22 protein-coding genes are annotated in these 21443 nt (G+C 65.5%); 8 read left to right on the top strand and 14 right to left on the bottom strand.

Features of this window, described 5'->3' with window-relative positions; translation table 11 throughout:
- Window positions 1-36: 36 nt before the first annotated feature.
- Together ACNQS7_RS19455 and ACNQS7_RS19450 are read left to right on the top strand one after the other, a co-directional pair.
- Window positions 37-639, top strand: a complete 603-nt coding sequence (locus ACNQS7_RS19455) for a DsbA family protein (RefSeq protein WP_418013833.1) — start codon at window positions 37-39, stop codon at window positions 637-639.
- A gap of 228 nt (window positions 640-867) precedes the next feature.
- Window positions 868-1515 (top strand): GAP family protein, encoded by a 648-nt coding sequence (locus ACNQS7_RS19450; RefSeq protein WP_418016062.1) that lies wholly within the window; start codon window positions 868-870, stop codon window positions 1513-1515.
- Between the two features lie 5 nt (window positions 1516-1520).
- On the opposite strand, the gene ACNQS7_RS19445 is transcribed toward ACNQS7_RS19450, so the two are convergent.
- Genes ACNQS7_RS19445 through ACNQS7_RS19420 form a run of 6 tightly spaced genes read right to left on the bottom strand, consistent with a single transcriptional unit; the run spans window position 1521 to window position 7470 of the window.
- Entirely contained in the window at window positions 1521-2732 is a 1212-nt protein-coding gene (locus tag ACNQS7_RS19445; RefSeq protein ID WP_055575854.1) for an acyl-CoA dehydrogenase family protein, read from the bottom strand.
- Complete coding sequence (locus ACNQS7_RS19440) at window positions 2729-3361, bottom strand: TetR/AcrR family transcriptional regulator (protein WP_055575855.1); 633 nt, start codon at window positions 3359-3361, stop codon at window positions 2729-2731. The genes ACNQS7_RS19445 and ACNQS7_RS19440 overlap by 4 nt, the downstream gene beginning before the upstream one ends.
- A 50-nt stretch (window positions 3362-3411) precedes the next feature.
- Window positions 3412-4353 carry an NAD(P)/FAD-dependent oxidoreductase gene (locus ACNQS7_RS19435; protein ID WP_418013832.1) on the bottom strand — a complete coding sequence of 314 codons (942 nt, stop codon included), beginning with the start codon at window positions 4351-4353 and terminating at the stop codon, window positions 3412-3414.
- 2 nt (window positions 4354-4355) lie between these two features.
- Window positions 4356-5564: a GNAT family N-acetyltransferase gene (locus ACNQS7_RS19430; RefSeq protein ID WP_418013831.1), complete on the bottom strand. Its 1209-nt coding sequence runs from the start codon at window positions 5562-5564 to the stop codon at window positions 4356-4358.
- Entirely contained in the window at window positions 5564-7072 is a 1509-nt protein-coding gene (locus ACNQS7_RS19425) for an FAD-dependent oxidoreductase (RefSeq protein ID WP_418013830.1), read from the bottom strand. Before ACNQS7_RS19425 ends, ACNQS7_RS19430 begins: the two co-directional genes overlap by 1 nt.
- Complete coding sequence (locus tag ACNQS7_RS19420; protein ID WP_418013829.1) at window positions 7069-7470, bottom strand: hypothetical protein; 402 nt, start codon at window positions 7468-7470, stop codon at window positions 7069-7071. Before ACNQS7_RS19420 ends, ACNQS7_RS19425 begins: the two co-directional genes overlap by 4 nt.
- A 94-nt stretch (window positions 7471-7564) precedes the next feature.
- Between ACNQS7_RS19420 and ACNQS7_RS19415 the strand changes: the two genes are divergently transcribed.
- A complete protein-coding gene (locus ACNQS7_RS19415; protein WP_418013828.1) occupies window positions 7565-8125 on the top strand; it encodes a TetR family transcriptional regulator in 561 nt (186 codons plus the stop codon).
- Here the strand turns inward: ACNQS7_RS19415 and ACNQS7_RS19410 are convergent.
- Genes ACNQS7_RS19410 through ACNQS7_RS19400 form a run of 3 tightly spaced genes read right to left on the bottom strand, consistent with a single transcriptional unit; the run spans window position 8103 to window position 11101 of the window.
- Window positions 8103-9572, bottom strand: a complete 1470-nt coding sequence (locus tag ACNQS7_RS19410) for a flavin-containing monooxygenase (protein ID WP_418013827.1) — start codon at window positions 9570-9572, stop codon at window positions 8103-8105. The two genes, ACNQS7_RS19415 and ACNQS7_RS19410, sit on opposite strands and share 23 nt — an antisense overlap.
- Window positions 9569-10513, bottom strand: a complete 945-nt coding sequence (locus ACNQS7_RS19405) for a patatin-like phospholipase family protein (protein WP_418013826.1) — start codon at window positions 10511-10513, stop codon at window positions 9569-9571. Before ACNQS7_RS19405 ends, ACNQS7_RS19410 begins: the two co-directional genes overlap by 4 nt.
- Window positions 10514-10537: 24 nt before the next feature.
- On the bottom strand, window positions 10538-11101 hold the full coding sequence (locus ACNQS7_RS19400) for a PadR family transcriptional regulator (protein WP_418013825.1): 564 nt from the start codon (window positions 11099-11101) through the stop codon (window positions 10538-10540).
- 120 nt (window positions 11102-11221) lie between these two features.
- Here ACNQS7_RS19400 and ACNQS7_RS19395 point away from each other — a divergent pair, with 120 nt between their 5' ends.
- Window positions 11222-11644: a nuclear transport factor 2 family protein gene (locus tag ACNQS7_RS19395; protein WP_418013824.1), complete on the top strand. Its 423-nt coding sequence runs from the start codon at window positions 11222-11224 to the stop codon at window positions 11642-11644.
- A 2-nt stretch (window positions 11645-11646) separates the two neighbouring features.
- Window positions 11647-12687, top strand: coding sequence for an LLM class F420-dependent oxidoreductase (locus tag ACNQS7_RS19390; RefSeq protein ID WP_418013823.1), 1041 nt, complete (start codon window positions 11647-11649; stop codon window positions 12685-12687).
- Between the two features lie 7 nt (window positions 12688-12694).
- Here the strand turns inward: ACNQS7_RS19390 and ACNQS7_RS19385 are convergent, their stop codons facing one another.
- Both ACNQS7_RS19385 and ACNQS7_RS19380 read right to left on the bottom strand, forming a co-directional pair.
- Entirely contained in the window at window positions 12695-13369 is a 675-nt protein-coding gene (locus ACNQS7_RS19385) for a TetR/AcrR family transcriptional regulator (protein ID WP_418013822.1), read from the bottom strand.
- 65 nt (window positions 13370-13434) lie between these two features.
- A complete protein-coding gene (locus ACNQS7_RS19380; RefSeq protein WP_418013821.1) occupies window positions 13435-14361 on the bottom strand; it encodes a metal-dependent hydrolase in 927 nt (308 codons plus the stop codon).
- Between the two features lie 103 nt (window positions 14362-14464).
- On the opposite strand from ACNQS7_RS19380, the gene ACNQS7_RS19375 reads away from it, so the two are divergent.
- Both ACNQS7_RS19375 and ACNQS7_RS19370 read left to right on the top strand, forming a co-directional pair.
- The gene (locus ACNQS7_RS19375) at window positions 14465-16429 is read left to right on the top strand and encodes a flavin-containing monooxygenase (protein ID WP_418013820.1); all 1965 of its coding nucleotides are present in this window, start codon (window positions 14465-14467) and stop codon (window positions 16427-16429) included.
- 52 nt (window positions 16430-16481) lie between these two features.
- Entirely contained in the window at window positions 16482-17636 is a 1155-nt protein-coding gene (locus ACNQS7_RS19370) for an aromatic ring-hydroxylating oxygenase subunit alpha (protein WP_418013819.1), read from the top strand.
- Here ACNQS7_RS19370 and ACNQS7_RS19365 read toward each other — a convergent pair.
- From ACNQS7_RS19365 to ACNQS7_RS19355, 3 genes are read right to left on the bottom strand one after another with little or no spacing between them, the layout of a single operon-like run.
- Window positions 17633-19033 (bottom strand): aromatic ring-hydroxylating oxygenase subunit alpha, encoded by a 1401-nt coding sequence (locus ACNQS7_RS19365; RefSeq protein ID WP_418013818.1) that lies wholly within the window; start codon window positions 19031-19033, stop codon window positions 17633-17635. The two genes, ACNQS7_RS19370 and ACNQS7_RS19365, sit on opposite strands and share 4 nt — an antisense overlap.
- Window positions 19034-19043: 10 nt before the next feature.
- Window positions 19044-19949: an SDR family NAD(P)-dependent oxidoreductase gene (locus ACNQS7_RS19360; protein WP_418013817.1), complete on the bottom strand. Its 906-nt coding sequence runs from the start codon at window positions 19947-19949 to the stop codon at window positions 19044-19046.
- 51 nt (window positions 19950-20000) lie between these two features.
- Window positions 20001-20906 (bottom strand): enoyl-CoA hydratase/isomerase family protein, encoded by a 906-nt coding sequence (locus tag ACNQS7_RS19355; RefSeq protein ID WP_418013816.1) that lies wholly within the window; start codon window positions 20904-20906, stop codon window positions 20001-20003.
- 89 nt (window positions 20907-20995) lie between these two features.
- Here ACNQS7_RS19355 and ACNQS7_RS19350 point away from each other — a divergent pair, with 89 nt between their 5' ends.
- Entirely contained in the window at window positions 20996-21424 is a 429-nt protein-coding gene (locus ACNQS7_RS19350; protein ID WP_418013815.1) for an SRPBCC family protein, read from the top strand.
- Window positions 21425-21443: the final 19 nt, after the last annotated feature.

The following is a 21443-nucleotide window of genomic DNA, read 5'->3' as shown; positions in this document are numbered from 1 at the left end:
TATGGTATACAGGAAGGGCGAAAGGAGCTGACCGAAATGCCTGAGAACCCCTCCAGTCCGGCTGTGACGATCTGGTTCGACCCGGTGTGCCCGTTCTCGTGGAACACCGCCCGCTGGCTGAAGGCCGTTGCCGACAAGACCGGCATGAGCGTTGAGTGGCGGCTGATGAGCCTGGCAGTGCTGAATGAGGGCCGGGAAATGCCGCCCAAACAGCAGTCCCGGATGCATGACTCCCAGCGAGTCGCCCGGCTGATGACCGCCATCCGTGATCAATACGGCAATGCGGGCTTGGCGGCAGCGTATTTCGCGTTTGCCGAGCGTTACTTTGATCGGTCCGAACCGGTTGACGACGGACTCATCCAGCAGGTGCTGGATACCGTCAAATCCTTGGACGTCACCGTGGATGTCCTGTCGGACTCGTCGTGGGACGAACTCGTCCGGCGCAGCCATCAGGCTGGGCAGGACGCTCTGGGCGAAACCGGCGGCAGCCCGATCCTGCGTATCGACGGCCACGCGTTCTTCGGTCCGGTGCTGACCGCTATGCCTGATCCGGAGGTTGTTGAGACAATGTTTGAAGCGGTGGCTGCGCTGGCCGCCATCCCGCAGTTCGCCCAACTGCAACGACCACGCGGCGGTTAAGTCTCAGGGGGTTTCGGATGTGTCATGCGGTGCGGTGCCGAGTCTGCGGAAAAATCACGTGGGCGGGATGCGGCGCGCACGTGAAAGCCGTCCAACGAACCGTGCCCCCCGAGCAATGGTGCGGGGGGCACGAGCCCAGCGAACCCGCCCGCCCGCGCCCAGGCTTATTCGGAAAGAGATGGTGATTGCGCCGGAATCGGGTCAGTATTGCTGAGCGCCCCCGGCGTTGTGCTGACCAAATTGGGCGCGACGGCATCGGTGATTGCCCTGTCACCGATGCCGGTGGCTCTAGTGTCGGTATTGCTTGTCCATAGTGAACGACCCCGCTCGGCCAGCATCGCGTATTTGTCCGGCCGAATGCTCGCGCTGACAGCGGTGACCGTCGCGTTCCTGCAAGCGCCGGAATTATTCGACGCCCTCGTCGGCCCCTCGCCACCATGGACCGACTGGCCGATGCTCGCACTCGGCGTTGTGTTGATCGGCCTCGGGTGGTGGATCTGGTCGCGCCGCCACCACGTCGGCGGCGCGACGTGGTGGCAGAGCCGGGTCGGTCGCCTCACCCCGTCTGTATCGGCCGCGATAGGCATATTGCCTACCCTCGCCAACCCGAAAGTGCTCGCGGCCAGTGCGGCGGCCGGGGTGCAGATCGGCGCTCTGGACCTGAGTATCCTCGGAACCGCCGGTGCGGTCGGTTGTTACGCCGCCGTGGCCAGCTCCACCGTCGCGGCGCCCATCGCGGCGTACCTCGTCCTCGGACCACGAATCGACCCACAGCTCGACCGGATCAGAAGCTGGGTGCACCGCCGCCAACGCACGGTAACGGCGCTGGCGCTGATCTCCTTCGGAGTCGCGGCGCTGGTGTACGGGTTCGCCTGAGGTGCTTACCGGATCGCCAGCCCGGTCAGCGCCCGCGAAATCACCAGGCGCTGAATCTCACTCGTTCCCTCGAAGATAGTGAAGATCTTGGCGTCGCGGTGCATGCGCTCGACGGGGTAGTCGCGGGTGTAGCCGTTGCCGCCGAGGATCTGGATCGCCTCGTCGGTGACGTAGACCGCGGTCTCACTCGCCACCAGCTTGGCCATCGAGCCTTCCGCCGCCTCGAAGTTCTGGTTGTTGCGGGCCATCCACCCGGCCCGCCACACCAGCAGACGCGCCGCGTCGATGCGGCTCTTCATGTCGGCCAGTTTGAACGCGACTGCCTGAAACTCTCCGATCTTGCGGCCGAATTGCTCACGCTGGCTGGCGTATTCGAGTGCGTACTCATAGGCCGCGCGGGCTACCCCGACCGCCATCGCGCCGACGGTGGGCCGGGTGCGCTCGAACGTCTTCATGGCGGCCTGGCCGCCGGCCGACGCACCCGACTTCACCCGGGCGATCCGCGCTTCGAATTTCTCCCGCCCACCGAGAATCGCGTCCTCGGGTAACCGGACGTTGTCGAGCACCACCTCGGCGGTGTGCGAGGCGCGGATCCCGTGCTTCTTGAACTTCTGTCCCTGCGCCAGGCCTTTGGTGTCAGGGCCGATGACGAAGCTGGCCTGACCGCGGGTTCCGAGTTCTGGGTAGACCGACGCGACAACGATGTGCACGTTGGCGATTCCGCCGTTGGTGGCCCACGTCTTGGTGCCGTTGAGCACCCACTCGCCGGCCGCCTCGTCGTAGCGGGCCCGGGTGCGGATGCCCCCGACATCGGATCCCGCGTCGGGCTCAGACGAGCAGAACGCGGCCAATTTGGGCTCGTCGGCCGTGCCGAACATCTCCGGCAACCATTGACCCAGCTGTTCCGGAGTTCCGTTGCCCGCCAGCGCCGCTGCCGCCAAGCCGGTGCCCATGATGGACAGCGCGATGCCCGCGTCGCCCCAGAACATCTCCTCGAAAGTGGTGAGCATGCCCAGGCCGGTTTCCTCCGCGGCCTGTTGCGCCATGAAGTCAGGGGAGTAGAGGCCGACCTTGGCGGCCTCCTGGATCACCGGCCAGGGCGTCTCCTCGCGCTCGTCCCATTCGGCCGCGGCCGGGCGAATCACATCGGCGGCGAACTTGTGCACCCAATCGCGCACCTCGATCACGTCGTCGCTCAGTTGCATGGAAAAGGTCATGGCTTGACTCCTGGGTTTCGGGGTGTGCGGTAATGCGTGAGGACGCTGACGGTCTGGTTGACCCAGGCCTCGAAATAACGTTCTTCGTCGATGTTTCCGGGCAGGCGCCCGGTGAGTGCCTGCAGTGTCGCGGCGTAGGACAACGAGCCGATGGCCGTGGCCGCCATCGCATCCGGATCGGGAATCTGGGTGCGTCCGGACCGATTCGACGCGGTCAGTTCGTCGGCGAACCGCTGGTAGGCGTTGTCGGTGATGACCTGCCAGGTTTTCTCGTCGAGATCGCCGAGCTCGTCGGGCTCGCGCAGCATCACCTTGAGCAGGTCCTCGCTCTGCTTGAAGTTGCCCCAGATGAGCTGGCCGGCCGTGCGCACCGCGTCCTCGACGCTGGTCGGCTCTTCTGCGTCGTACTGCTCGCGCGCGGCGACGATGCGGTCGATCCGGTGCGTCACCGCCGCTTCGAGGAGTTCACGCTTGGAGCCGAAGTGTTTGTACAGCGCGCCCGACCCGGGGGCCAGGCCGGCGGCGCGCTGGATGTCGGCCACCGATGTCGCCGCGTAGCCCTTGGCGGCGAACAGCTTCAGCGCCTCGGCCAGCAGCCGGTCACGTCCGCGACTGGGTTCGGTGGCCATGGTGAGAGAGTACTCACTCACCAGTTGAGGCGACAAATCTGCAGGTGACGTCAGACGGCGAGTTCGGCCGGCACTTCCTCGTCGAGGACGGCCTGCGCCAGCAGTTCGCCGAGCATCGGCCCGAACTTCATCAGGTTGGCGCCCACGAAGGCCAGGACGCGGCCGCGTCGTGCCACGGTCCAGCCGTCGCCGCCGTCGTCGAGCCACGCCGCACGGGCCGTCGCGCAATCCACCCGGCCTACCGGGTTCAACGACGGGAACAGTTTCTGCACGACGGCGGGATCGGGGTCGTGCTGGCCGAAGGCCCAGCGGCCGGTGCTGCCGATCGGCAGCCCATAGCCTTCGGGTGCCGAAAGGCACGCCGCACCCGAAGCGGATCCACCCTCGTAGGTGAAACGGGTGTGGGGGGAGAACTCGATGCCGAGCGGACCGAACAGGTCCTGGGTGTGTGTTCCCGCGCAGATGAGCACGCGGTCGGCGCGCAGCACGGTCCCGTCCGCCAGCGTGGTAGACCAGTCGTCGGCAACGGCCAGGACCTCATCGCTCCGGAGTTCCACGCGGGCAGACAGGGCACGCAGCGCCCGGCGGATGCGCAGGCTGCCGCCCTCGGGATCGAAAAGCCCGGTTTCCCAGGGAGTTTGCAGGAAGGGGATACGCGCCGTGATCTGACCTCGGTCGAGCCGGGAGAAAGCGGCATCGGCTTCGGCCATGGCCGATGTGACCGCGTCGACGGCGCCGGCGGCGATGAATCCCTCCGAACCCAGCAAGGTAAGTCCGAACTCGGATTCCCAACGCTGCCAACCGGATCGGGCGCGCTGAGCCAGCCGGCACAGCTGTGGTCGCCGGTGCGCGATGCGGAAGATCCGTGCCAGTCCCGCGGACTGTTCGGCAAACGGTTCGCCGCGCTCGATGACGACGGAAGGCACACCGCGCCGGGCCAGTTCGTAGGCTGTTGCGAGTCCGGAGATGCCGGCGCCGACGATCAGGATCATGGTCAGAAGTAGAAGCCGGCGTACGGCGCTTGAGGCACCGCGAACAGCCGGTCGGCGGCGGCGAGCACGGCAGGATCCTCAGCCCGGGCCAGGCCCGCGACGGCGAGGCCTTGCCAGGTCGCGCCGCCGAGCAGCACGGTGCCGAGCGCTTCGATGCCGACGAGTAGTTGGGGACGCCGGTCGGTCGGCGCTGCGCCGGTGCCGGTGATGGCAAACGTTGCCGAATTATCCTGCAGCAGCGGGTCGTTGACCGAAACGATGATGGTCTCGTCGGCGGCGTAGGTGCGTGCCGCGAGCGCACGATGCACGTCGATGACGCGCAGCCAGGTTTCGTCGTGTACGGCGGTGACTTTCGCCGCGCGCGGATCCATAAGGATCAGAGGCAGCGGATCGTCAACCGGGAGCATCCAGAAGATCACCCGGTCAATGAGATCGAGCCCGAACAGGAAACGGAGCAAGCCGAGATAGGCATCGACGGTGGGTGCGAAGAAGTCTTCGACCACGATGGTGCGCTGGTCGCTGACGAACCACTTGTCGATGTCCATGGGACGGTATCGGGCGAACCCGGATTCTGAACCGGGCATCCCGTGTACGGCCACATACTCGGGGCCGGGCGACGATTCGCTGCGCAGTCGGCGTGCGTGCCACCACACCGGGGGCCGGTCGATGGTGCCCGGACGTGCCGGTCGATGTTCGGAGTAGATGCGGGACAGAGTTTCCCAGGCTTCGTCGAGCAGTCGCACCGGGCCGCCGGTCGCGACGTCCGGCCGCAACGCCGCACGCGCGGTCTGGACTTCCACTCTCTGGGTCGAACTCGCCACGCCGTAGCCGTAGCGACCGTAGATCGTCGCTTCTGAAGCACGCAGTGTGGCGACCACCTCACCGCGCGCGGCGAAGTCGCGCAGCTGATGGCGGACCAGGTCGGTGGCCAGGCCGCGGCGGGTGAAGGACGGCAGTACTCCAATGTGGGTCACCGCGGCGTGGCTGACGATGACCCCGCCCGGCAGGGTCAGCCGACTGGTGACCGCGTCCGCGGTGCCGACGAGTTGATCCTCGACGAATGCGCCGATAGTCCGGCCGGGTTCGACCAGTGTGGTGATCTGCTCGGGTGTCAGGTCCAGCCGGGGGAATCCGACCATCGCGGTGCGAAACACATTAAGCGCGGCAAGAAGATCCTCGTCGCGCTCGAGCACGCGGATGTCAGAGCCCATTAAGCCATCATGCCGCCTCGGTGGTTCGAGTCTGCGGCTGTGGCGGTGCCCACTCGAACTTCTCCGCCCGCAGCGCAGAGTGAACCGGTCCACTCAGTCAGCACAGCGGACCAACCCGTCCGGTCGGACGAAGCGCCGGCCCAGCCGATGTAGCCGTCGGGCCGCACCAGCACCGCGGGCCCATGATCGCACCGCTGTGCCTGAGCCAGCTCGGTGTCCAGCAGCGCAGCTCCGCGCTCGCGAACCAGCAGAAAGCCCGGGGAACGCTGCAACTCGGTGACGCGGCCCTTCGTGAGCGGGATCTGCGTGGCGCGCGTGCCCACGAGCGGGCTTTCCCCACGGCGGTGCCCATACCGCAACGTCGTTCCCGCGAAGCTCCCGGCCACCGCATCGCGAACCAGCGGGACGCGAAGCAGTCTGGGCGCCAGAAAGTTTCGCAGCACGCGCGCCGGGCGGGGATGCAGCGTCACGCCCCGTGCCAGCAGACCGGACTGGAACAGCACGCGTTTGGCGATCGGATGGCGCTCGTCGTGGTAGGTGTCCAGGACGGCGTCGTCGGCACCATCCAGCACGGCGTCGATCTTCCAGGCCAGGTTCACCGCGTCCTGAATGCCGGTGTTCATCCCTTGCCCACCCATCGGGGAGTGTACGTGCGCGGCGTCACCGGCGAGGAAGACCCGGCCGTGCCGGTAGCGGCTGACTTGCCTTTCGTCGCAATGGAACCGCGATTTCCAGGTCACCTCGAGCACGCCGAGATCGACTCCCATCGCGTGAGCAAGAATGCTGACGATCTCGTCGTCGGTCACGGACTCGGTGTCGGGCACCTGATGGTTGCGGTCCCACACCATTGCGCGGTACCACGTGCCGTCGGCGTCGCGGCGACCGTATGGAGCCAGGAACGCGAACGTGTTTCGCGTGCTGCCCACCTTCAACCCCTCGCCGGCCGGCGCATGCGCGAGCTTGACATCGGCCAGCACGATCGACGACAGGATCGTCCTGCCCGGGAAGTCGACACCGATCAGCCTGCGGACGGTGCTGTGCGCGCCGTCCGCGCCGATGACATACCGGGCCCGCCAACGGTCATCATCGCCAGTCATCACGGTCACCCCGTAGTCATCCTGGGAGAGTCCGGTGACCTCGACACCGCGCCGGATGTCGGCGCCCTGCGCAGCGGCGTAACTACGAAGCGCCGCATCGACTTTGGTCTGCGGTGTGACCATCACGAACGGGTACGGCGAAGCAAGGTGGGTGAGGTCGATCCGCGCGCCGCCGAAGATGGTGACGCCCGGCGCCCGGTAGGCATCGGCGAGCAGCCCTTCGGCCAGTCCACGAGCGTCCAGCACCTCGAGGGTGCGCGCCATGGTGGCGAACGCCCGGCTGGCCTGGCTCACCGACGGGCGGCGTTCCAGCACCGTCACCGAACGTCCGGCCCGGGCCAGGTCGCCCGCGGCCGTCAGCCCCGTCGGGCCGGCCCCGACAACGACGACATCAACGTCGTGAACGGTCATCGCGCCACCGCCTCCGGGTACCAGCGACGGATGTCGTCGGGGGTGGACTGAGCGCCGCGGTTGAAGACGAACCGGCAGCCGGGTTGGGTGACGTGGGCCGCGTTGACGATCGACTCGAACAGCAACGTGTTGGCCGCGACCAGGCGGACGCCGGCGCCGATGAGCACGGCGTCGTAGTGGTTGGCTTCCAGCCAGCGGCGGGCCTTGTCGGCTCCCGCGTCACCGAAGTCGATCAGGCAATTGTCGACCTGGTAACCGGCCGCCCGGAGCGCGGCGACGTTGTCGTCGTTGGCGGTCCGCAGCGTCTCTTTGGTCAGTCCGGGGAACTGCGCGAAATCCGGTGAGGAGTAGTCGATCACCTCGGGGTCGAGTCCGATCTGGATGGCTGTGACGGCCATGTCTGTGACCTCCCGTCGTGGGTTCAACAAGTGTTGAAATCAACGCTAGACCCGTGCCGTAGTGATGTCAACAGTCGTTGAATACAATGCTCGGATGCCCCCTAAAGTGCGTGACGGCGAGACCACCCGAGCCGCGATCCTGGCGATCGCGCGTGCGCAGTTCGGCGACCATGGCTTTGAGCGCACCACCATTCGTTCGGTCGCCGCAGCGGCCGGTGTGGACCCGGCGCTGGTGATGCACTACTTCGGCAGCAAGGCCGAATTGTTCGCGGCCGCTTCACGATTCGACGTGACGTTCCCGGACCTCGCCGATGTGGCGCCGGACCGGATCGCAGAGATCCTGCTGCCGCTGTTCGTCTCGGTCTGGGGTCCGCAGGGTCCCTTCCTGCCGCTGCTGCGCGCCGCCGCCACCAACAAGGCCGCCGCGGCGGCACTGCTGGAGGTGTTCGTCGACCGGGTCGCCCCGGCCCTGGCCACCGCCGTCCCGGACCGCCCCGCCGAGCGGGCCGCGCTGGTGGGCGCGCAGGTGTTGGGGCTGGCGACGGCGCGCTACATCCTGTGCATACCGGCGCTGGCCGAGATGGACGACGCGCAGCTCATCGAATGGCTGCGACCCGTGCTCGCGCACTACCTCACCGGGTCTGCGCCGGCCTGATATCGAAGTGCGCCGGTTCCGGCGCGGCCAGCATCGACGTCAGGGTCGCGCGGTCCCACGGCCACAGGTCGATCGCGTTGCCGTCGGTGAGGTACCAGGAGTTACAGCCGGTGTTCCAGACGGTCGGCGTCATGGCCTCTGCCACAGCGGCATTGAACTCGTCGGTGGCGTCTTCGGTCACCTCGACCGATGACGCGGCGCCGTCACGCAGCATCTCCAGGAACCGTGCGATGTAGTGAGCTGTCCGTTCGGCCGAGTACTGCAGCGAGATGGATCCGGTCGGAGAGTTGGGACCGAGCACGGTGAACAGGTTGGGAAAACCCGGAATTGCGGTCATTCGATAGGCGCGGGGGCCGCCGGCCCAGGCCTTATCGATGGTGAGGCCGTCGCGTCCGGTGACCTCCATGGGCCGCATGTAGTTGTGCGCCTGGAATCCGGTGGCCAGCACGATGACATCGGCGTGGCGGTACCGGCCGTCCGCGGTGCGGATTCCGGTCGGGGTCACTTCGGCGATCCGGTCGGTCACCAGCTCCGCATTGCCGGATTGGATTGCGCGGTAGTAGCTTCCGGAGACCACCTGCCGCTTGCACAGCGGCTGGTAGTCCGGGGTCAGCTTCTCCCGCAACGCCTCGTCGCGCACCTGCAGTCGCAGGCACAGCCGGGCATAGCCCTGCACCATGCGGCGCCGCCACGATGGACGAGTGGTGACGTCGGCGAGAATCCCCGACGCCCACAACAGCGTTCGATACATTCGATCGTGCCCGCCCGGAAATCGTTTCAGTGCCGCGCCGAGAAACGCGCTCTGCCGCAGCGACATCGGTGCCCACAGCACCCACTGCGGCGATCGGACGTAGTGAGCGATCGAGGCGGCACCCGGTTGCAGGGCGGAGATGACCTGCACGCCGGTCGAACCCGTCCCGATCACCGCGATGTGCTTGGCGCGGGTGTCAACGGAGTCGTCCCAGCGCGCGGTGTGCACCACCGGGCCGGGAAATTCGTCGAGACCTGGGATGTCGGGTACCGCGGGATGATGCAGGACTCCGGTGGCGCACACCAGCACGTCCGAGACGATCTCCTGACCGTCGGCGGTGGCCAGCGTCCAATCGCAGCTACTCTCATTCCATTGTGCGGCAACGACTTCGGTGTTCAGACGAATCTGGTCGCCGAGCCCGAGTGAGTCCACAACGCCGCGGTGATAGCGCTGGATGTCGCTTCCCTCGGCCCAGATGTGGGACCAGTCGGGTTTCGGTGCCCAGCCGAACTGGTAGAGCTGCGAAGGGACGTCGCAGCGAAGACCGGGATAGCGGTTCCAGTGCCACACCCCGCCGACGTCGGATGCTTTTTCCAGCACGGTGACATCCGTGAAACCGCGCTGGGTGAAGACGTGCAGTGCGGTGATACCGGCAAGTCCCGCGCCGATGATCACGACGCGCGGTTGCCGGCTCATACGTCGATCTCGCTGTGTGCCAACGCTTGACGCACCGTGCCGGGTGCGGTAGTCATCGCCGCCTCGAACGCCGCCCGGCGATGGGCGCGGTTCATGAAGTTGGCGCCGAGGCCGGCGAGGTCCGCGACCGTCGGCACGATCGGGACCACACGCTGTCCCCGTGCCCGCGCGGTGGCGATTTCGGACCACAACCCCGACGACATCGGGCGCCGCAACAGCCGGTCCTCGAGCACGCCGCCGAATCCCGGGACGCGCACGCCGGGTGCCGAGGCCATCGGCGCGATCACGTAGATGACGTCGCCGTCCTCGGGGCTGACGAGATCCACGGACGCCGTCGAGGCCGCCCCGCCGTCAACGTAGGTGCGGCCGCCGATCGGCACCGGCGGCATCCAGCCCGGAATCGCCCAGGACGCTCGAAGTGCTTCTCCGACGGTAGCTTTCGGAGACCCGTGCGCGCCGAAGGCCACCCGCCGGCCGGCCTGGACGTCGTAGGCCACCAACCGGGTGCCGGGGTGGGCCAGCCAGCCGTCGGGCGAGGCGAATGCGTCGGCCAACCGCTGCAGCCAGCCGGCGTCACCGCGGCCGGTCGGCGCGATCCCGGTCAGTGCGGCCAGGCCGGACTGCGACCGCAGTAGCGCCGGGTTGAGCAGCCGTGGGCGCGGAAGCGGCGGTAGGCCCGGCGGCGTGTCGTGAAGGTGGCGGCGCAGCCTTTCGTCGGATGCCTGCCCGCGGTGCATGTCGACCAGGTCGGTGACCGTGGCGCCACCGCCGAGCATGGTGACGATTTCGGCGCCCGCCGAGGTCCCCTGCAGGATGTCGGCCGTCGCGGGTTCGCTTCCGGTCTGCTCGGCCAGTGCATGCAGAACGGCGACGATCCACGCGCCGCCGATCGTGCCGCCGCAACCGATGACCAAAGCCGTTTTGGGGGCTTTATTCGTCACGGGTCTCCTCGTGTGCCGGGCTGATTACGCCCGTGCCGGCAACCTGCGTTCGATGATTTTCAGCGCACGCTCGGCCCAGCGGATGTTTTCCTGCTCGAAAGATATGCCACGCAGCAAGGTCAGGTAAGGACCGACCCGTTCGGCATCGGTTACGAATTCCTCCTCGCTGCGGCCGGCGAGCAGGCGGGTCCGCAGCCGCTCGTAGCGCTCGAGTTTGGCCTGGGCCCACTGCAGGCGTTCGGCGATCGAGTCGCGAACGGCTCGGGTGTCGCCGGCATCGGCGGCGGCAACCTTGATCATCAGGTCGTCGCGCATCATCGAGGGCTTGGGAGCCTTGGCGGTGAGCTGCGTGATCGCCTCACGCCCGGTGTCGGTCAGCGAGAACATGCGCTTATTGGGACGACGCTCCTGGTGAACGACCCGCGCCTGAATCAGGCCCTGCTCGGCCAGCCGGTCGAGTTCGCGGTATAGCTGCTGCGGCGTGGCCATCCAGAAGTTGGCGACCGAGGCGTCGAACTCTTTGGCGAGGTCGTATCCCGAGTACTCACGTTCGAGGAGTGCGGTCAGCACGGCATCACGCAACGACATCCGCCGATAGTACAACGATGCACCTATTCAACAAAGTGATTATTTGCCTATGGACATACGACCGGCCAGGATCTAGCGTCGATCTCATCTACTCAACAAATTGACTATTGCGAGGTTCTCATGCACCCCTTCCGTAAAGCCGTCGAGGCGCACGACGTAGAAGCCGTCGAGACGATGCTGGCCGACGACGTGGTGTTCACGAGTCCCATCGTGTTCAAGCCGTACGTCGGTAAGCCGATGACCAGGGCGCTGCTGCGCGGGGTGCTGCGGGTGTTCGAGGACTTCCGGTACGTCCGGGAGATCCACGACGAGAACGGCCGCGACCACGCGTTCGTGTTCGAGGCGACGGCGGCCGGCAAGCAGGTCACCGGATGCGACTTCCTGCACTTCAACGAGGACGGCCTGATCGACGACTTCATGGTGATGGTGCGGCCGCTGTCCGCCGCCATGGCCCTGCAGCAGGCGATGGGCGCACAGTTCGACCGGATCACCGAAGAGGCGCTCGAGTTCGCCTCCGAACTGAGCCAGGCGCAGGCGGGCTGACCATGCGGATCGGATTGGCGATCAACTATGCCGGCGGCTTCAGAGAAGTGGCCGCCGAAGTGGCCGACCTGGAGCGGGCCGGGTTGGACATCGTCTTTGTGCCCGAAGCGTATTCGTTCGACGCGGTGAGCGCGCTGGGTTATCTGGCGGCCTGCACCGACCGGGTGGAGTTGGCCTCGGGCATCTTGCAGCTCTACACGCGGACCCCCACGCTGACCGCGATGACCGCCGCCGGCCTCGATTACGTCTCCGACGGCCGCTTCACCCTCGGGCTGGGCGCCTCGGGACCGCAGGTGATCGAGGGTTTCCACGGTGTGCCCTACGACGCTCCGATCGGGCGCACCCGCGAAGTCATCGAGATCTGCCGTCAGGTGTGGCGCCGCGAGACGCTGAAATACCAGGGGAAGTACTACACGGTGCCACTGCCGCCCGAGCAGGGCACCGGCCTGGGCAAGCCGCTGAAACTCATCAATCACCCTGTGCGGGAGCGTATCCCGATCCTCATCGCCGCGTTGGGTCCGAAGAACGTCGAATTGGCCGCCGAACTGGCCGAAGGCTGGCAGCCGATCTTCTATCTGCCGGAGAAGGCGCAGGACGTGTGGGGCGACGCCCTGGCCGCCGGCAAGTCCAAGCGTGATCCGTCTCTGGGCGACCTTGAGGTGTATGCCGGACCGACGCTGGCGATCGGCGAAAACGTCGAGCCGCTAAGGGAATTCGTCAAGCCCCACCTGGCGCTCTACATCGGCGGCATGGGAGCCAAGGGCAAGAACTTCTATCACACCCTGGCCACCAGGTACGGGTACGGGCCGCAGGCCGACCGCATCCAGGAGTTGTACCTCTCCGGCGATAAGGAAGGCGCCGCCAAGGCGGTACCCGACGAACTGGTGCGCGACGTCAACCTGATCGGCACCAGGGAATTCGTCAAGGAACGCGTGGCCGCGTTCCGCGCGGCAGGGGTGACGACACTGAATGTCGTACCCATCGCGGGGACGGCCGCGGAGCGGGTCAAGCTGATCGAGGAGCTGCGCGGGCTGGTCGACTGAGTCCGGCTCAAGACGCCGAACGGCGGCGGGAGGAAGTCGGAGTGACCGCGACTCCGGTCATCGACGTCATCGCTTCGGCGAAACGCGGATAGATGATGGCGGGCCCGATCCACCGCGCCAGAAAGCGGCGCAGGTCGGTGCCCCGGCGTGGGGGTTGTCCGCGATCGACGACGAACGAATGCAGTATCCGCAGACAGAACTCGGAGAGCTCGTCCAGCGCGGCGTCGTCGAAACCGTTGGCGTCCCAGTCGACGTCGTAACGGTGGAGCATGGCGCGGCTGAACGTCACCGCTGTTTCAGACGAGATCGAGGGAACCGCACCACCCTGCTGCCGCTTGGTGAGGATGAGCCGGATGCGATCGTCGGCGGCCAGGTTCTCGATCGCGAACGCCAGGCCCTCCACCATTGCCCCGACTGGATCGGTCTGACCGCGGACGTGTTCGGCCAGCTGCCCGAGGAATCCGTCGCCGGATCGCATGGCGGTGGCCAGCAACAGCGCCTCGGTGCCCGGGAAGTAGCGGTAGACGGTCTGGCGCGTCACACCGAGATCCCGTGCGACGTCGGCGATGCGCATAGCGGACCCGCGCTCGGCGACGATCGCGTCAGCCGCGTCCAGGATGCGGGTGATCGCGTCTTCGTCGGAAGCGGGCGGATTGCCCGCCCAGCCGTGACTACGCGCCACTACCGGCTCGTCCGTGCCGCTGACATGCCGTGATCATAACGGGCGCAGGCCGTCGTGCGGCCGCGTCAGAGGTGTGCCCCACCGGTCGAGTACCAGTGTGCGGCGCTCTTCGGTTCTTCCGCGTACCGGTCGAACCAGCGTCCGGCAAACTCGGGGATCTTCTCGTAGGTGGGGTCGTGGCCAGGCCCTTGCGAACGGATCAAGCCGGCCAGCATCGCCGCCAGCTCGCGTTTCGGGACACCGGCATACGTGGCTTGGCCGGGGCGCGTCAGCTCGCGGGACGCGCGCGCCGAGGCGTAAAAAGCCTTGGGAGACAGGCCTTCAGGTATCAGACGGCCGTACGACCCACCGTCTGCTGTCGGCACGTGTTCCCGAAATCCCTGCGTGATGATCCGCAGGATTTCGTCGATGTGCCGTGCTACTCCGGCGATGGTCTTGAGTCGGTAGGGGTAGCTGTCATGGACCGCGTCATACACCCTCAGCGCCGAACTGCGGTGTTCGATCTCCTCTACGAAGTGCCAAAGGAACAGTGACGCAACGCGTTCGTCGCCAGGTGCGAACAGCTTGTCTTCGTGGTCGAGAAACACCTTGAAGTAGGGAGTGAACGTCGCCTCCACAGCTGCCACGTACCCGAGTCGCCAGGCCAATGGTTTGGTCGCGGTCAGGCGATCGAAGGAGGCCACCACTTGGTCCATCGTCTCCTGTAGTCCGGGCCAGCGGCGGACCAGCGCGCGATAGTGGCTCAGGTGCGCGGCCGAATGTTGTGCCTCCTGGCGCAGATAGGCGTTGGCTTCTTCGGCAATCTCCGGATCTCGTATCAACGGCATGGCTTCGCGCGTCGCTTCGACGATGAACTTCTCGAAACCTGGCGCGAAAAACGTTATGACGTTGCACTGCATGGCAAAAGCCGGGCGCTCGGGTTGCCAGTTGAAGGGTATGTCGGAGCCTGCGAAGTCGAAGCGGACTCGCCGCACTTGAATATCTGTCGTCACGCGCCCGCCTTTTCGTTCGGCCCCCCGGAGTGACTCGCTGCCAACGCTAGCGGGCGTGCGCGTATCTTGGCAATACGCTCAGTACAAAATGTATGGTGGTGCGATGGGTTACTCGACTGTGGCCGCCTCTTTGCTCGGCCTGCCGTTCGACGACCCCGACGACGTCATTCGCGACGCCGTGGCGCAGGCCAGTGTTCCTGCGCTCCTTATGTCTTTGGTACACATGACCGGCGACATAGGCCTTCTCGCCGAGCTACCGCGGCCGTTCGCGCTGATCGCGATGGACCTGCAGGGCGCGATGAGCGAGCCCGACAAGGACGCGGTGCGTGAGCGTGCCTTCGACGTGATCCGCGACTACCGCGACCGCGGCTGCCCGCCGCCCTATGTGCCGGGGCCCGAGGAGATGCGGGCGATGTTCGACGTGATTTCGGCGGGGACGGTGACCGAGGAATACGTGGACTATGTCGCCGCCGACCTACGGTTCACCGACGCCGACCAGAACGGTCCGGTCCTCAGGTCATCACCGGAGCAGCGGGCTGACTTCCCGGTCGTCGTCATCGGGTGCGGTGAGGCCGGACTGTTGGCCGGGATCAAACTGAAAGCGGCCGGCATCCCCTTCACCATCATCGAAAAGCAGGCGCGGGTGGGCGGAACGTGGTTGCTCAACCGCTATCCGGGTTGCCGGGTGGACATTGCCAATCAGTACTACGCCTACTCGTTCGAACCGACGGACCACTGGACCCATTACTACTCCGAGCAGCCGGAGATTCTGCAATACCTCACCGACGTGGCAACCCGGCACGACATCGAACCCCACGCGCGATTCAACACCGAGGTGACCGGGGCGACGTGGGACGACGTCTCGGGGGCGTGGCAGGTGCGCGTTCGTGAAGCCGATGGGCGGGCCGAGACGCTCACCGCGCGAGCTCTGATCTGCGCGGTCGGCCAATTCAGCAACCCGGTGATCCCAGAGATCAGGGGAGCCAACAAGTTCCGTGGACCCTCGTGCCACACGGCGGACTGGTGCGACGACGTCGACCTGACCGGCAAGCGGTTGGCGGTGATCGGTGCCGGTGCCAGCGGATTCCAGCTTGTGCCCGCCATCGCCGACACCACGCGACACGTCGACGTCTATCAGCGCACGCCGCAGTGGATGGCGCCCAACCCGATGTACCACGATGCCGTGCCCGACGGCGCGAGATGGGCGATCCGTCACCTGCCCTACTACGGCCGATGGCTGCGGTTCGTATCGTGGTGGCCGCTGGCCGACGCACTCGACGAGCAGGTGCGCATCGATCCGGACTGGGACAACGGTGGGCTCTCCTGCAATGAGTCCAACCACGCCATTCGGGAGATGTTCATCGCGTGGATGCGGGCCTTCTGTCAGGACGAGGAGTTGCTGGCCAAGGTGACTCCGAAGTATCCGCCGATGGGTAAGCGAACGTTGCAGGACAACGGAACCTGGCTGCGAACACTGCAACGGGATGACGTCGAACTCGTCACAGAGGAGATCGCCGAGATCACCGAAGACGGGGTGACCACCGTCGATGGCGCGCACCGGCCGGCGGACGTGTTGGTGTGGGCCACCGGTTTCGACGTCAACCACCAACTCGGACCGATCGACATCCGCGGACTCAACGGACGCGACCTCAACACCGTCTGGGGCGACTCCGCCTTCGCTTACTTGGGCATCACGGTTCCGGGCTTTCCGAATTTCTTCTGCATGTACGGGCCGGGTACCAACGGCGTCAACGGTGCCAGCATCATCTACAACTCGGAGTGTCAGATGCGCTACATCATGGGATGTATCGACATGGTGCTGGAGAGCGGTTGCCGCTCGGCCATGCCGCGCGCAGAAGTGTGTGACGAGTACAACCGCCGCAACCAGGAACGGCTGAAGACCATGGTGTACAGCCACCCGGCGGTCAGCAGCAGTTACTACAAGAACGCCGCCGGGGAATTGCCGACGCTGTACGGTTTCCGCATTTTCGACTACTGGCGGTGGACCAGCAGCCCGGACCCGCAGGACTACGAACTGCGGCCCAGAGGCGATTGTGCCACGTCTTGACCATACACTGGTCCTAAAATGTATTGTGGGGGTGAACGGGAGGAGTCCACCTATGCCACGACCGGAAGCACTGGACCTGACCCGGCGGGTGCTCAAGCACTTGGAGGATGACGCGCTCGACACTGCCGAGGACGTCTGTCGAGAATCGCGCGAAGCGTTCACGGATCTCGGATGGTTCGACCGTGAGCTCGCCATGCTGCGGAGCGTGCCCCATGTCATCGGCTGGGCCGGTGAAGTCGCGATGCCGGGGAGCTATACGACGAAAGACGTGCTGGGCGTGCCGGTATTGGTGGTCCGGGGCAAAGACAATGTGCTGCGCGCCTTCGTCAACGGGTGCGCCCACCGCGGCGCGCAAGTCGCCGCCGACTGCGGGACGACCAAGATGTTCACCTGCCCCTATCACAACTGGTCGTACGGGCTGGACGGCCGACTGGTAGGAGCGCCCGCGCGCAAGATGTTCGCCGGCGCTCTCGACGGACGGGGACTGACGCCGTTGCCGATCAGCGACGAGGCGGGCCTTATCGTCGTCGGCCTCAACTCTGACGTGGACGTCGCACGGGCTTTCGGCGAGGTTGCAGAACCGCTGAGCCACTACGACTTCGATGTCAGGCACCACGCCGAGACCCGGCGCTTTGTGATCGCCGCCAACTGGAAACTGGCCGTCGGGGTCAACTTCGAGGGGTATCACTTTCCGTACGTCCATCCCGACACGCTGGATCCCATTGCGACCAACAATTCCGTATGCGACGTGTACGGGCGCCACAACCGGTGGGCATTTCCCTTCCGCGGCGTCGCCAACTTCCGGGATTCGCCCGAAGCGGATTGGCCCGACCAGTTCTTCGGCACTGTCGTCTATGGCTTGTTCCCGAGTTGCGTGCTGATAGAGGCGCCGGCCTCCTACCAGATGCTGCGGGTGTACCCGGGTCGCGGGCCGGGTGAAAGCGTCATCCACATGACATACGGCGCGCCCTCTCCTGTTACCACCGAGCAGGAGCGCGAGTGGTACCGGATGTCCATGGATGCGGTGTGTAACGTGTTGTGCAATCAGGACTTTCCGATGTCCGAGGCGTGCCAGCGCGGACTTGAAGGTGGAGTGTCTGAGGTGCTCTTCGGGCGCAACGAGCCGATGCTGCACCATCTTGTCGCTGTTTGGCGGGAGGCCGTACTGGAGACTGCGGCGGCTGCGTCCCCAGCCCCGCGACTCTAGTGGAATTCCGCCGGGTGCTCGGCGTCAGCCGGGAAGAGAAATCTGTCGGCGATTGCGTGTTCATTGCGAATCGACATCTCTTGCGCCGTGTTGAGCCACAACCCGTCGAATCCGGCGGAATGCATGCCGGCGTGAATCGCGGCGATGTTTCTCAAGTCTTGCGACGGTAACTCGCCCCAACCATCGTGGTCCTGCCACCGCTCGAAGACCTGCCATTGAGTGTCGGGTACCTGACCGGGCGCGAAGTGCTCGAGCGAAAACATCTCGAACAGGCACCTGTTCGGGTCCTCGGCGTCGGGCAACATGCGATACCCCAGCAGGCAAGACTTCTCGACCAGGATCACCATGCTCGGAAAAACGTGCCAGTCACCGTTTCCTGCGAAATACTGCTCCATCGACATCTGCGGGAAGTCGACGCCCTCGGCGCGGGCAAGTTCTTCGCACATCTGGTGATAGAGCACAAAAGGTGGCACGTCGCCAGGCTCCAGGGTGGCTAGTTGCTGGGCGGCGCGAAAGTCGCGTTCGGTGACCAGAGATCCCACCTCGAGGTATTGGTACTGCATAGAATTCGCGAACACCTCAGGTCTGGCCGCCAGTTCCTGACGTCCGCTGTCGCGGTCGGAGTGCTCTGGTCGCTGGGTGTAGACGAAGCGGGAGTGGTTCTTGTAGGTGATGGTCGGCGTGTAAGGGGCGTAGGCGTATTCCTGTGGTGGGGCGGGCTCGGCCGACGGCCGCGGACCCTGCGCTGACCGCATGGTCTGCGGGTGGGTGCCTGGGGTGTGGTAGCCCTCGATGAACGCGTCGATCACGGTCTTCCAATTGGCCGGTAGATACGTGCGCTTGCGCCAGCGATAACGCATGTCCTGCAGCCGGAATGGAGCCAGCGCAGTGGGCAGCGGATCCAGCCAGTCCAGCAGATCCGGTGGCTCTTGCGCCATGGAGACGAACACCCATCCACCCCAGGTGCCGACCGCCACCGGACGCAGCCCCCACTGTTCACGCGGTCGCGAGGCGAACTCCTCACGGCACGGAACGAACGAAGAACGGCCGTCCAACGCATATCGCCAACCGTGGAATTCACATCGGAACTCGTTGTCCTGCAGGCACCCGTTCCCTCGCGCGATCTTCATTCCGCGGTGTGAACAGGTGTTGTGGAACCCTTTGATTCCGCCGTCCTTCTGGCGTACCACGACGATGGATTGCCGTCCGATCGTGTATTCGTAAAAGCAGCCCGAATCGGGTATCTCCTCTTCGCGACAGGCAGGTTGCCAGACCTGAGCAAATAACCGGTCCAACTCGAGCTGCAAGAACGCAGGGTCGGTGTATCGGCTCTTCGGAACGAAGGTATCGCCGCAGGAATACTTCTCGGGCACGCGGCCGGTGAGGGTCTCGGTCATCACAGGTCCTTCAGTCGGCGGGCGGCCTGTCGAAGATGTTCGGGTACAGCACCGCTTCTTTGAACGACGTCTCGATCTCCGAAAAGGCGGTCGGGATATCCCAAGTTCCGGAGGCTGAGACGATCTCTCGCTCCACGACCGGATTCGACATCAGGCTTATGCGGCCGTTACCGGCGAAGATGACCCGCCGGTTGAGCCAATCCGACTGCAGGCTGGCCAGATACACGACCGGAGGTACGCAGTTCTGTGGCGATAGTCGGACGTTGGAGTCGGAGTAGTCCATGCTCCCGCCGCCTTTGATGCCCTGGGTCATGCGGGTGCCGGCGATGGGTGCGATGGCATTGGCTCGTACCCCGTAACTGCGCAGTGCATTAGCGCACGAGAACGTCAGCCCGACGATCCCCATCTTGGCCGCCGCATAGTTGGGCTGGCTCGGTGCACCCTGGAGTCCGGACATCGAGGTGAAGGTGATCAGCCGGTACTGCCCGCCCCGGTTGGCCCGCCACCATGCGGCCGCATGACGCGTGATGTTGAACGTGCCTTTGAGATGCACAGAAATGACTGTGTCCCAATCCTGCTCGCTCATCTTGAACACCATGCCGTCACGCAGGATCCCGGCGGCGTTCACGACGATGTCCAGGCCGCCCAACGTTTCGGCTGCGCGACCCACGAGGTCGGCACATGCGCTGAAGTCGGTGATATCGGTCGTGTCGGCGAATGCCTTACCGCCTCGGCTGGTGATTGTGGTGGTAACGGCCTCGGCAGGACCAGCATCGTGACCGGTGCCGTCGACGCTGACACCGGCGTCGGAGACGAATACCGTTGCGCCCTCGGCTGCGAGCCCCTCGGCGACCGCCGCTCCGATACCCCGCCCGGCACCCGTTACCAGTGCAGTCCGTCCCTCCAGTACACCCATGGGCTCAGCATACAGAACAGTCATACAACATATGTATATGTGTCGACTGTGCTATTCGAAGCCCCACTCTTGGTAGCGGCGTTCCAGCTCGGCCATCGCCGCACGTCCCCCGCGTTTGCTTCGTTCCTTCATGAAGTTGTACTCGTCCTCGCGCCAGGAGAGGTTGCTGAAGACGCTGTGCGCCATCGGAACCCAGTCGCCGAATTGGGCCATGCCAACCGCGTGCCAGAACGTGATCAGCGCGTGTTTGCCCACCATCAAGCCGTCCGCGGAGTGGTGGGCGATGGCGCGCGCGTAGCGCATCGCCTCATCACGGAGTGCGTCCGCGGGTACCACTGACGCAGCGACGCCCCAGTCGTGAAGTTCCGCCGCCGAGACCCTCCGGCCGGTGATCATCGCCTCGTACCCACGATTAGGCCCGAGCTTGAGCAGGGCGAGCGGCATCGCGGTGGAGAAGCCGGCGAACCCGATGCGAGCCTGCGGTCGGGCCAGGTACATGTCTTCGGAAGCGATCAGTATGTCGGCCGCGAGCGCAAGATTCATCCCGGCACCGAGTGTCGCACCCTGGCACGCGGCGATTACGGTCTTGGGGAACTCCAGCCAATTGGTCAGATGTCGGTGCAGTCTCCGGGCATTTCCCATGCGCGCGGTCTGCGGCATTCGCTTGCCTTTGCGTAAACCCGCTTCCTCCAAGGGGAGTCGCCGCACGTCGTCACCGCTGCTGAAATCCTTGCCCTCGGCAACCACAACCACGACTTTGACCTCGTCGTCGTCTTCGGCGCGGGTCAGACGTTCCTTGAACATGTTGTGCATGTCCGGTGACAGGATGGCGTTGCGGCGGTCCGGGCGGTTAATGGCGATCTGCGCGATGTGCGGTTCGACCACCTGGTAGCGGACCCAGTCTTCTGTCACTTCAGCGGGGTCGAAGTCCCCGCCCGCGGTCGCGTCGGTGTCCATCCCGGCCTCCTTAACTGGGTGCGGCGGCCCATGCGATACATAAGTACACCAGACGATTAGTTGTTACACAGCAGTGGTACCGTCGGCCGATGTCAACCATCGCCATCCGAAAGCAACTGGGCGTGCCTGCGGGAGCAGTGTGGGCGACGCTCGCCGACTTCGGCAATGTCGAGTGGATCCCGGGGGCAGGTGACGTCGTTGTCGAGGGTGACGGACCGGGCATGCAGCGGGTTCTCGCCGGCGGCGGGCCAACTCCGATCGTGGAGAGGCTGCTGTGGATCGAACACGCGACGCGGAAGCTGTGCTACGAGATCACCGACAATCCATTGCCGGTCAGGCGTTTTGTGGCCGTCGCGACGGTTTTGGACGGCGGGACCGATTCCGGGGTGTCCACCGTGGCCTGGGAAGTCGACTTCGAACCGGATGGCGATGAGGATGCCGCGCGGGGCGCCATCGAAGCGGTGTACGGCCTGATGGCGGGCTGGATCGAAGACTACGTGTGGGCCGCCGACCAATAGAACACTTAGACACAATCTG

The sequence above is a fragment of the Mycobacterium sp. 23 genome, from assembly GCF_048287075.1.
Lineage (GTDB): Bacteria > Actinomycetota > Actinomycetes > Mycobacteriales > Mycobacteriaceae > Mycobacterium > Mycobacterium gordonae_B.
The sequence above is the reverse complement of the archived record's forward strand: the minus strand, read 5'-3'. Positions and strand labels throughout refer to the sequence as shown.